Origin of the sequence: Campylobacter concisus (genome assembly GCF_002912425.1) — a bacterium.
GTDB lineage: Bacteria > Campylobacterota > Campylobacteria > Campylobacterales > Campylobacteraceae > Campylobacter_A > Campylobacter_A concisus_AH.
This window is the reverse complement of sequence record NZ_POYR01000137.1, coordinates 1-547: the sequence shown is the minus strand read 5'-3', so window position 1 is coordinate 547 and position 547 is coordinate 1. Positions and strand designations below refer to the sequence as shown.

Sequence of the window (547 nt, the reverse complement as noted above, 5' to 3'; positions counted from 1 at the left end):
GATTCGCAACTGTTTATAGAGGTTTTAGATGAGTATTTTAAGCTAGGCGATCCATTTTCATTATATTTGGATCATCGTATTCTTATAAAGATTTTGGGCAAAAATGGTGCTTTTGAGTTTATAGAAAAACATAATTTTAAAGCAAAAGATTTTTGGAGATTTGGGATATTTGCAGCCATAGACGAAAACGATATCACTCAAACAGATGTTAAGAATTTGCTTGATTTGTATAAAAGTGCCGATATTGCAAATATTCCACAATACTTTGGCTATTTGCAAAAGTATGAAAATATCGAAAAAGACATTACGCTAAAAATATTAAAAGTACTTTGCAATAGGGCTATCGGCAATAACAAATTTTTAATAACTATTGAGATGTTTTTCTGCCATTTTACGAGTATGTTAGATGAATATATCAAAACAGACAAAAAACTGATAGAAACAGCATATTTTATGAGACTAAAAGATAATATAAATTTTGATCATGATGCCAACATCTTAAATAAATTTCTAAACTATGATTCTGATTTTATACACAGATATATAA

The 547-nt window shown here is 27.8% G+C and carries 1 pseudogene; it reads left to right on the top strand.

Features of this window, described 5'->3' with window-relative positions:
- Positions 1-547 (top strand): annotated as a pseudogene (locus CYP84_RS07550) (ATP-binding protein); the annotation flags it as partial.